This window comes from uncultured Lamprocystis sp. (assembly GCF_903933125.1).
In the GTDB taxonomy this organism is placed as follows: domain Bacteria; phylum Pseudomonadota; class Gammaproteobacteria; order Chromatiales; family Chromatiaceae; genus Thiodictyon.
This window is the reverse complement of record NZ_CAIZIZ010000256.1, coordinates 1-11,015: the sequence shown is the minus strand read 5'-3', so window position 1 is coordinate 11,015 and position 11,015 is coordinate 1. Positions and strand designations below refer to the sequence as shown.

The 11,015-nt window shown below is 65.1% G+C and carries 7 protein-coding genes and 1 pseudogene; 3 read left to right on the top strand and 5 right to left on the bottom strand.

The features are described from left to right. The first annotated feature begins 243 nt into the window (after positions 1-243). The 3 genes from QZY03_RS12875 to QZY03_RS12865 all read left to right on the top strand — a co-directional run bounded on the left by QZY03_RS12875 (position 244) and on the right by QZY03_RS12865 (position 3,439). Positions 244-1,518, top strand: a complete 1,275-nt coding sequence (locus QZY03_RS12875) for a hypothetical protein (protein ID WP_295581610.1) — start codon at positions 244-246, stop codon at positions 1,516-1,518. Between the two features lie 418 nt (positions 1,519-1,936). After that, positions 1,937-2,920: a hypothetical protein gene (locus QZY03_RS12870; RefSeq protein WP_295581608.1), complete on the top strand. Its 984-nt coding sequence runs from the start codon at positions 1,937-1,939 to the stop codon at positions 2,918-2,920. A 261-nt stretch (positions 2,921-3,181) separates the two neighbouring features. Next, on the top strand, positions 3,182-3,439 hold the full coding sequence (locus QZY03_RS12865) for a hypothetical protein (RefSeq protein WP_295581606.1): 258 nt from the start codon (positions 3,182-3,184) through the stop codon (positions 3,437-3,439). Positions 3,440-3,639: 200 nt separating this feature from the next. On the opposite strand, the gene QZY03_RS12860 is transcribed toward QZY03_RS12865, so the two are convergent. The 5 genes and pseudogenes from QZY03_RS12860 to QZY03_RS12840 all read right to left on the bottom strand — a co-directional run. Then, positions 3,640-7,914 (bottom strand): PAS domain-containing protein, encoded by a 4,275-nt coding sequence (locus QZY03_RS12860; RefSeq protein ID WP_295581604.1) that lies wholly within the window; start codon positions 7,912-7,914, stop codon positions 3,640-3,642. Between the two features lie 3 nt (positions 7,915-7,917). Then, positions 7,918-8,922: a PAS domain-containing protein gene (locus QZY03_RS12855; RefSeq protein WP_295581602.1), complete on the bottom strand. Its 1,005-nt coding sequence runs from the start codon at positions 8,920-8,922 to the stop codon at positions 7,918-7,920. Positions 8,923-8,944: 22 nt separating this feature from the next. Next, the gene (locus QZY03_RS12850) at positions 8,945-9,523 is read right to left on the bottom strand and encodes a hypothetical protein (RefSeq protein ID WP_295581600.1); all 579 of its coding nucleotides are present in this window, start codon (positions 9,521-9,523) and stop codon (positions 8,945-8,947) included. A 7-nt stretch (positions 9,524-9,530) separates the two neighbouring features. Beyond that, the gene (locus tag QZY03_RS12845; RefSeq protein WP_295581599.1) at positions 9,531-10,643 is read right to left on the bottom strand and encodes a two-component system response regulator; all 1,113 of its coding nucleotides are present in this window, start codon (positions 10,641-10,643) and stop codon (positions 9,531-9,533) included. A gap of 145 nt (positions 10,644-10,788) precedes the next feature. Beyond that, positions 10,789-11,015 (bottom strand): annotated as a pseudogene (locus QZY03_RS12840) (hypothetical protein); the annotation flags it as partial.

Below are 11,015 nucleotides of genomic sequence, written 5' to 3'. Positions count from 1 at the left end.
GGTTCAATGGCCGCCATGGGGTCCTCCTGCAAAGGATCGTCTCGATAACGATAGGATCCCTTGGCGGCCGCCTTTTTGCACGACCCCGCTGGCACGCTGGGGTGAATTTTCGCCCGCCGCCCCAGTCCATGCGCGTAAGTAACTGATTGTTCGTTCCGGGCTGGGGTAAACGAAAGTTTTCCCCCGCCGGGCGGCTTTTTAGTTCAGGGGGTTGCGGACACCGCTAGAGGCTCGGCAAGTGTCTTGGGACAGGCGAAAACGCGCGGTGCGGCGGCAATCGCCTACCCTAGACTCAACCTGCGTGACGTTGAGGTTCAGTTTGGCTACACCGGTATTGGTGGTGAGGGGGGTATCACGTCGGAGGCCATTGATGCCGCAGTTCCGCCCGACGCGGGAATCGACGATGCCAAGGCGTTCTGGTGGGCCACCATCCTGAGCGCTGCGGCCCGCACAGCGAACGATTCATCGGCCAAGCCCAAGGAATTCGTTGAGACCGGGCGCAACTGGGAGGCGCGTGAGGATCTGCTCGCCAAACACGAACGGCGTTTGCTGGCGGCCGGGAAAACCTTGCTGGTCGTCTACGACGCCCTCGATACCGTAGCGCGGACATGGCCGCGACGGCACTTGCTGACCGAAGCGCTATTGGAGGTGGTCTGGGCCATGCGCGCATTTCGGTCAATTCGCCCCAAGCTGTTCTTGCGTCCGGACCAGATCGAGGATGATGCGTTGCGGTTCGTCGAACTCTCGAAACTGAAGAGCGGCGCACTGCGGCTCAATTGGTCGTCGACCGACCTCTATGGGCTCTTTTTTTCTCGTCTGGCGATGACGACCGATCACGAGGCTCGCACGGCATTCGACAAGCTACTCGCCTATCTGGATCTACGCTCAGGCGACGATGCGGCGACCCGCGATGCGATCCTTACACGTCGCTGGTCACTCGTGCGCGACGCGAATGATCAAGAGCGCCTCATGGCCCTTGTGGCGGGGCCGTTCATGGGTCAAGGCACCTACGCCTACAAGAAGGGCAGCACCTACAAATGGCCCATCACCCACTTGGCTGATGCCTTCGCGGAGGTGACGCCGCGCAGCTTTTTGGGGATGATGATCGCGGCGGCAAAGCATGGAGCCACACCTGAGGATCGGGTGATCACCGCCGAGGGCATCCGCCATGGTCTGCGCGCCGCATCCAAGACACGCGTGGATCAACTGCATCACGAATTCCCTTGGATCAAAGGCGTGCTTGCTCCGCTTGCAGGGCTCCTGTTACCTCAAGATGAGGACAAGGTGTTTGAGGTCTGGGGTCGGGCCAAGACCATCGACCGGTTGCTCGCAGAAGCGGAGGAAAGGCGGTATCTGCCGCCCTTCCCCGACGGCGGTCGAGGCGGACCCCGCGAACTGTTTGAGGCACTGGAGCGTATCGGCGTGATGTCGCGCCGCCAAGACGACCGCATCGACATGCCCGACCTATTCCGAGTCGCCGCACGACTGCTGAAAAAAGGGTCTATTGCCCCAGCCTGAAACCCTCAATGACCTGTTAGAGCTATCGACCGCTGGAGCGACCGGACGACATTCCCACGCGGGCCTTGATCGTCGTTCCGGCCGCAAGAAAACTGGAGGTCGAGGCTTTAGCCGGACGAGCGCTACGCAGACGCGATGTCGACCGGCTAAAGCTTCGGCCTCGTGTCTTCCCGTGGCCGGAACGACGACCAAGGCCCAAGCGTGTTCAGCCCGTCGAGAGAACGCGAAGGCGGGTTGGCATCGCCGCGGATAAGTCCTACTATCTGTGTCGGATAAAGCGAGCGAAGTCGAATCGCCTTACCCCTGTCCCGGTCGTTTCCTGATGCAGGACCTCAGCGGGCACTCACCCCCCACGGGCACTCTGTCGTCGGCGATGTGATCCTGGACTTTCGCGTCAATTTCCTTATGGAGTGAAATCATGTCTGCCGTTCGCCCACTGCGTTTCCTAGTCCTGCTGTTCGCGTCTTTCTTGTCGGCCATGTCAAGCGCCGGTTCCCCGGCCACCATGAATTCGGCGGTGCCCCTGCCGGCCTCCCTGTCCGGCTTGTTTCCGGTGGTCCGGGTGCAGTCAGTGACGCTGCCGCGCGGCGACCTGGCTGATGTCTATGCACTCGATATCCCGCCGCGCTTGCGCCACCGCTTCACCGATGCCTTTCCCTTGGTCGCCGTCTTGCAGGGCGCCTTAGTCGACAAGTCCCACTATCAGCGGCTCGGCCGCCTGCTCGCCGCGCAGGGGTTCGTCGTCGTGATCCCCAACCATCTGCGCACCCTGCCGGGTTTCCCGGTCGCGGTCGCCCTCACCGATGTCAATGTGGTGACCGACGTGCTCACGGCGATCAGCGCCGCGGACGGTGATCGCACCTCGCCCCTGTACAAGATTGTCGATACCAATCATATGGGCCTGGTTGGACATTCATTGGGCGGCTCCGTTGGCCTCTATGCCGTTGCCGGGCTCTGTGTGCCGACCATCTGCGACGGAACCTATCAGCGGCCGGCCAGCCTGCAGGCCGCCGCCTTCTATGGGACCAACCTCGCGAACAACGACGGCACCGTCACTGACCTGGACACCTCGGGCGTCGCGGTCGCCCTGGTTCAGGGCAGCCGCGACGGTGTGTCAGTACCCGCGGAGGCGGACCTCAGCTACCCGACCCTCGAATTCCCACGCGCGCTGATCACCATCGAAGGGGCGAATCACTTCGCCATCTGCGACGAGGATAACCCCGTCGGCGCCAACCCGGACCCCAACGCACCGACGTTGGACCAGGACCTTGCCACCGCGTATGTCGCACGCTGGACCGGACTGTGGCTACGCATGCAGTTAAAGGACGATCCGCTCGCGCGACAATGGATCGACCGGATCGGTGGGTCGTTCGATGGGGTGGTGCAGGTGTTCACCGACTGAGCAATCGCACGTCTCGCCCCCGCAATGCGTATTTTCAATGCCGAGAGACGGCGATTGGGTTAAATGATTTAAGAGTCTTGCCGGCAGGCGAGGCCCCGCTCCCCAAACGGCGCCTCGACTTCGATCCCAGGCGTATTTGCTCCAATGCGCAACAGCGCCATGGATCGAACCGGGCGGCAGGACGGAGTGTCGGGACCGCTCACCCCACTATCGGATGGCTCCCGATACACTTTCTGGTCTCACACAAGAAGGGGTTCTGCCATGAGCAAGTACTTCAGTTGGGTTGCCCTGCTGGCGACAGTCATCGTTCTGGTTGGCGCGTCGCAAGCCTTCGCGAGCGGCGGCAAGAACGCTGTTAACAACCCCAGCGGCAGCCCGGACGAGGATACGTTCGAGACGCCCTTCGCCAACACCGGTGGCGGGCGCATGTTGGTCTTCTGCGCCGAGGACGAAACCCTGATCACGCTGACCGTGGCTGACGGATCCTTGGAGCTCACCTGCGTCCCTACGGCTCAGTGACTGGTGTTGTGCTGAAAGGGAGAGCCGAAACTCCTTGAGCCGACGAGGTTCGGGACCGCTTAGAAGTCCAGACGACTGACCTGCGCCTAGGTTCCGGCATCTCTGAGCAAGACGTCACGTCGGGCGTTGAGCGACTGGCCGCTGGAGCGGCCGAACGGCATTCCCACGCGGGAGCGTGGGAACGAGAACAGGCCGGCCGATCACCCCGGCAGATCCGGCCGCGGCAAAGCGCTCAAGGTCATCAGTGCCTGGTCGTAATCGAAGGCATTGATCTGACGCGCCAAGGTCTCGGCGGGCTCCCCGAGCGTTGCCCGCAGCTCTGCCGCGGAATCGCACATCAGGTGGTTGGCGGCGATGTCGCCGACGCTCAGCAGGTCTGTCAGGCGCTCGATCAGGGCGCGTAAGGCCGGGGGGTCGAGTGCCGTTGGCGGTGTTGCCGCCGCGGACGCCGGGACCTGGTCCAGGATCGCGCGCGCCAGCGCCTGATAGTCGGTCTCGACCGCGGCGATCAGCGGATCGCAGGCCGACGGGGTCCAGCCGGTGCGCAACGCGGTCTCCAACTCGGCCGCCCGGGTCTTGACCAGGTCAGCCCCCAGGGTGGCCGAGGCGCCCTTGAGACTGTGGACGATGAGCCGGGCCTGGTCCCGCTCGTCGGCGGCAAGCAGTTGCCGCACGGCGGTCATGTCGCCGCCGTGTCCCTGCGCATAGTCGCGCAGCAGGCGGGTATACTCGGGGATCCGCCCGCGCAGGCGCGCGAGGCCCCCGACGCGGTCAAGCCCCGGGATGTCGGCGAGCATGGCGACGCCGCGCGTGTCGTCCCGCGAACTTGCCGCGGCGATCCCGAGGGCGATGGCGTCGACGCGGTCATCGTCCAGCCACCGGCACAGCGCCGCGAACAGCGTCTCCGGGTCGACCGGCTTGGCGACATGATCATCCATCCCCGCGTCCAGACAGGCCTGGCGATCTTCCGCGAAGACATTGGCGGTCATGGCCAGGATGGGCGTGGCCGCCCGCCCCGGCAGACGGCGGATGGCGCGGGTCGCGCTCAGACCGTCCATGACGGGCATCTGCACGTCCATCAGGATCAAATCATAGGCCGTGGCCGCGACCATCGCGACTGCCTCTTGGCCATCCGCGGCGGTATCCACCACAAGCCCGGTCGTCCGCAGGAGATCCAAGGCGACATCCCGATTGACCGCATTGTCCTCCACCAACAACAGCCGCGCTCCGGCATGGCGGCAGGACAGTTCCCGCTCGGGGTCCAGATCGCCCACACCCGGCCGCGCAGCGGTATGGGCGGATTGACCGAGCCCCAACCACGCGGTGAACCAGAAGGTGCTGCCCTGCCCCGGCGCGCTCTCGACCCCGGCCTCACCCCCCATCAATTGGGCCAGGCGACGGGTAATGGCGAGCCCCAGACCGGTACCGCCGTAGCGGCGCGTCGTGGAGGCATCCGCCTGCTCAAACGCCTCGAACAGGTGGGTACGCTGCTCGGACGCGATACCGATACCGGTGTCCTGCACCTCGAAGCGTACCAGGCAACCGCGCTGGGTTTCCTCGATCACGCGGACACGCAGCCAGATCCGGCCCCGCTCGGTGAAATTGACGGCGTTAGCGGCGAAATTGAGCAGTGCCTGACCCAGGCGCGTCGGATCGCCGCACAAGGGCCGCGTCAGGACATCACCCTTACCCTCCCGGATCACCCCCAGTGTCAATCCCTTGTCCCTGGCTTGTTCCGTCACCAGGGAGCGCACGTGGTCGAGCACGCTGCCCAGGACAAACTCGGTGTATTCCAATTCAAGGCGGCCCGCCTCGATCTTGGACAGATCGAGGATGTTGTTGAGGATCGCCAGCAGATGGCGGGCCGCGCCATCGATCCGGATCAGCCGCTCGGCCTGAATCGGGGTGATCTCGGTGCGCTGCAGCAGGTGGGTGAGACCGACGATGGCGTTCATCGGCGTGCGGATCTCATGGCTCATGTTCGCCAGAAAGACACTCTTGGCCCGGTTGGCGGCCTCCGCCCGGACGCGCGCCTCGGTGAGTTCCAGGGTACGGCTGGCAATCAGGTCTTCCAGGTGGTGGCGATGGTTGTCGAGTTCGGCGGCCAGGCGCTGTTTCTCACTGATGTCCTCCTTGACGGCGACATAGTGGGTGATGGTTCCATCAGGCTGACGCAGCGGTGTGATGATGGCGTGCTCGGCATATTCGCTGCCGTCACGACGCCGGTTGATGAACTCACCCTGCCAGGGCCGACCATCGGTCAGCGCGTCCCACAGCGCGTTAAAGGTTGCCGCCGGCGTCTTGCCCGACTGGAGCACGCGCGGGTTTTTCCCGGTGGCCTCGGTCCGACTGTACCCGGTGGCACGCACGAAAGCGTCGTTGACGTACTCGATCTGCCCCGCAAGATCGGTGATGACGATACTCTCCGGACTTTGCTCGACGGCCTGGGCCAACTTGCGCAGTTGCGCGTCGGCGCGCCGCTGGCGCGTGATCCGCCAGACCTCGTTGGCGAGCAGTTGCGCCGTTTCGACATCCAGGTCCGTATAGGGCTCGGCCTTGTTGCCGACCCCGGCGATCATCCGCACCAGCCCCCCCTCGAGCACCGGGACACTGATCAGGCGCGTCAACTCTGCATGTCCTTCAGGCAGACCACGACGCTGGATCTGTTCTTGGGGAGCACCGAGATAGTCATTGAAGACGACCGGCATGCGGCGCCGCACGGCGTCGGCCCAGATGCCCGCCTGCTGGACCGGATAGTGGCGGTCGAAGCCGGCCTGACAATACCGCTCCAGGGTCGCACGTGACCAGGTCACGAGTTCGATCTCCTGCTGGTCGTCATTGACGAAATGGATGAAGCCGATGGGGCTGCGGGTGAGTCCCTCGGCCAACTCAAGCCCGAACTGCATGAACGCCCGCTCGTCCAGGCGTTCGACCGCCCGCGGAAGTTCCAGCAGGGCCTCGGCGCGGCGCGCCTGCAAGGCCAGATCCTGCTCGGCCTGCCGCGACTGAGTCACGTCAAGCATCACCCCTTGCAGGTGGCGCGGCTGACCCGCCTCGTCACACACCAGTTGCGCGGCATCGTGATAGTGCCGCCACTGTCCATCGCGGGTCGCCAGACGGTAATCCAGTTCGAGGACCGGGCCGCTGCCATGCGCACCCTGCACCAGATCGCCCAGCGCGCTCAGGACGCGCGGCCGGTCATCCGGATGGATCAACCGGGCCCAGAGGTTCGGATCCTCGATCATGTCCTCCGGGGTATAGCCCAGGTCGCTGATCCGCGGACTCACATAGAGCGTCGGACACCGCGGGTCGAGCGAGGTGCGATAGAGAATCGCCGGCAACTGTTCAGTCAGCATGCGGGCGCGCCCTTCACTCTCACGCAGGGTCTCCGCCGTGCGCTGCTGGTCTTCCAGGAGACTCAGCAGTGCCCGGCTCGCCTGGTCGGACACCGCCAACAGGCGCGTCGTCTCGGCCTGGGCGGCCCGTAACTGTTCCTCGGCCAGCCGATGGTCCGTGATGTCGAGAACGCTGCCGAAGACGCGTGCCACCCGTCCACGGCGAAATTCAGCCTCGGCGCCGGCGCGGACCCAGCGCTGCCCCCCTGAGGGAGTGATGATCCGCAGTTCGAGGTCATAGGGTTGGCCCTGGGCAACCACCCGTGCGAAGGCCGCACGCAGGGGCGGACGATCCGCGGGGACGAAACAGCTGATGACCCGCTCGGGGTCGTCGAGATCCTCGTCCGGGGCCACCTCGAACACGCGCTGGACTTCGTCCGTCCACTGCAACCGGCGAGTCGCCCGGTCATACTCCCAACCCGCGAGACCCACGCGTCCGCGGGTATTGCGCAGTAAGAGGCGATCTCTGCGCAGCGCGGCATCGGTCCGTTGGCGGCGCAACCGGGCGGCCAGCAAGGCGGCCAGCAACACGGTGGTCACGGGGTAAATCAGGAGTATCGGCAGCGCGACGCGTTGCACCACCGGCAGCCCGAGCAGCGCCAGCATCACGGCCAACACGACGCCATGGACCAGGACGCCGAACAGATAAAACTCACCAAGCGACAAGCGTTCCGGTCTCCGTCTGTACTGCCCCCAGAGAATGCCGATGGTGCCGGAGGCCAGAATTGCGAGGACTCCGGTCGGGGCTCCTGCACCGCCCTGAACGAGTCGCAGGACGACGGTCATGGCCATGGCGACCAAGGTGGGCAGGGGACCAAAAAAAAACCCGGCGCTGCTCAGCAGCACCGAGCGGGTATCAAACACCACGCCCGGACGCAGTGTCCAGGGCGTGAGCATCAACGCCAGCCCGATGCACCCGATCACCAACCCGATCAGCAGCCGCATCGGCAGCCGCATCGGCAGAGCGCCCCGAGTGCTAAGGTCACCCTGATCGCGGCTCAGCAGGTCCAGCAACAGCGCCAGTGACAACAGCAGCGCGGCGTTGTGAATCAGCGGGAGAAAGGGCAAACCGGTCAACATGGATCAGCCTGAGTCAACACTGCCGGTCGCGCTGGGGTAACGCGGTCCTTGCCCGGTCCGAGCCAACAGGGTATTGACCTCCTGCTTCAGCTCCAGAATACGGGCCTCACGCCCCAGGACAAGCCGCTGCCAGCGCCGCAACTCATCGAGTTGGGTGCGGTTCTCTTCCTCCGCGCGCGCCCGCTCGGTGATGTCGCGGGCGATCCCGAAGAGCCCGACGACCCGACCGGCGGCGTCGTACAGCGGCCCCTTGGTGGCCAGAAAGGTGATCGAACCTTGCGCGGTCGTCAGTTCTTCCTGGAAGGTGATGGTGCGGTCTTCCGCCATCACCTGTCGATCGTGCGCCATGAGCAAAGCCGCTTGTTCGGGCGGAAAGATCGCCTGGTCGTCACGACCCAGCGCCGCCTCGGGAGTGGTCGCGCAGAAGTCCGCGGCCGCCCGGTTGAAAAGCAGATAGGTGCCCGCCAGGTCCTTGGCATAAATGGCATCGCTCGACGCATCGACGACCGCGTCGCGCAGTTGCAGATCGTGCAGACGCGCCGCCTGTTCCTGCTGGTGGACCCGTGCGAGGCGCAGTGAGTGGCGCTGATACAGGAGCAGCGCGGAGACCAGCATCAGCACCAGCGCCAGGCCCAGGGCCGACCCCAGCCACAGCAGATCGCGCCGCTCCGCCGCCGTGAGCTCGGCGAGGTCGATCTTGGCGATGAGGTACCAGGCCGTCCCGGCGACCGGCAGCGCCAAGCCCAAAACCGGGACGCCACGGTAGTCCAGGGCACGCACCGGCTCACCGGGCAGCACCTGACCGCTAACCACCTGGCCAGCCAGCAGCGAGCCCGCGCCCAAGGGCAGACGCAGGCGCATGGCGGTGTCGGTCCGGTCGCGCAGCGCGTTGAGAAACAGCACCGCATCGCCGTCGCGGCGCACCAGCAAGGTCTCGGCACTGGCACTCGGCAGCGGCCAGTCCTGAAGGAAGGGGAACAGGAAGGCATCGCGGTCCAGACGCAGCACGACGACAAAACCCGTGGGCGCCTCAGGCCCTAGCGGCGCGACGAAGTCCAGGTGGATATGCTCTTCGCCATCGACCTGATCGTGATAGAGATCGGTGAATTCGACCCGGCCGCTCGCCAGCGCGCGCGGCGGTGTCCAGCAAGGGACCGGCGGCCTGATGGTGGCCGCCGACGCCGAGCGCGACGACGCCCGCGGCGTCCATCACCATCACCGCCTGAAAGCCCTCGATGCGGCGCATCGCATCCAACTGCACCAAGATGAGGTCGCGGGTATGGGAATCGCCGTCGCGCAACCAGCGGGGCAGGTCACGCAGCAGCACGGGAGACGTACTCACGAGTTCCGCGTCCTGGCGGCGTTCGCTCAGCCAGCGTTCGATCTGACCCACCTTGAGCAGGGCAATGGCACGCAATTGCTCCACCACCAGCAGTTCATGGCCCCGTGCGACTTTGCTGAACCCCGCCGCGCCGACCAGGATCAGGGCCGGCACCAACAGCGCCAGCGCCAACGCGAGCAACAGGAAGGTCGGCCCACGGCGCCGCTCGCCGGCCATCGCGGCCTGGTTCCACCAAAGACCAGTCGGCGCGTCTGAGGTGCTGGTCATGCTCCACTCAAACGGCGTTCGTCATTGCCTTCAGATGCGTGAGGGCAATGCCGGCAAATTCGCTGAATCCCAGCAGAAAGGCATCGACCACGACGGGGTCGAAGTGACTGCCGCGCTCGGTGGCGATGAGGTCGCGCGCCTCTTCCAAGGGGATCGCGGGCTTATAGACCCGCGGCGAAATGAGCGCGTCGAAGCAGTCGGCCAGACTCATGATGCGGGCGCAGATCGGGATCGCATCGCCGACCAGTCCATCCGGATAGCCCGTGCCGTCCCAGCGCTCGTGATGCCAGCGCGCAATATCCCGCGCCACGGTGAGGAACGGCAGCGGGTGATCCAGATCCTGCTGGGCCAGATCGATGGCGTCCGCCCCGAGCCGGGAGTGAGTCTGCATGATCGCCCATTCCGCCGGCGTCAATGGCCCCGGCTTTTGCAGGATGGCGTCGGGGATGCCGACCTTGCCGATGTCGTGCAGCGGAGCCGAACGGGTGAGGAGCGCGATGTAGCCCTGGTCCAGGGTCGCGGCGAAGCGCGGCTGGCGGCTCAGGTGCGTGGCGAGCAGGCGCACGAACGCCTGGGTGCGCAGGATGTGATTGCCGGTCTCCCGATCGCGGGTCTCCGCCAGGGTCGCCAGGGCGCGGATGGCGACCGTCTGGGTCAGCTCGTTCTCCGCCATGCGCCGCGACACCTCCGCCTCCAGGTAGGCGTTCTGGTCTTTGAGCCAGTCGCGCGCCCGCTTGACCTCCAGTTGCGTGCGCACCCGTGCCAGCACCAGGTTGGGCCGGATCGGCTTGGTGATGTAGTCCGCGGCACCGGCGTCCAGACCCCGTAACTCCTCCTCCGGGCTGTCCATGGCCGTGATGAAGATCACCGGAATCGCCTGGGTGGCAGGGTCGGCGCGCAAGCGCTCCAGGACTTCATAACCCCCCATGTCCGGCATCATCACGTCGAGCAGGATGAGGTCGGGGCGCGGCGTACCGAGCGCGATGCGCAACGCCTTGACCCCCGAATTGGCGACCAGGACCCGGTAAGTCGGATGCAGCAAGCCGCCGAGGACGGAGAGATTCTCCGCGGCATCGTCGACGATCAGAACGGTGGCAGTGGTCGACAAGAGACGCCTCATCGCTTACAGGGGCTGCATGGTCGTTCGCGGATGCGCGCGCCAAAAACCATCGCGGGTCTGGCGCGGGATGGGGTTACCCGGATCAGGTCCAGGTACCATCGATCACCACCCGGCGATCAGCGAATCATAGCCGATTGCGCGATTATTATCGCCCGCTCAGCAATATCGGTCGGTTGAACACAGCCAGTATAATAGACCAGATTATCCGCAAGCGATCCCGGCACGAAACAACAGCAATTCCAAATTTGAGGGTCTGCTGCGGCCCATGGTGGATGCGGCGCGCACAACCGACGTGCTGAATCCCGAACATCGTGCGGCGCGCCTTATCCACCCTACAAAATTGCAGGTTTTGTAGGGTGGATAAGCGCAGCG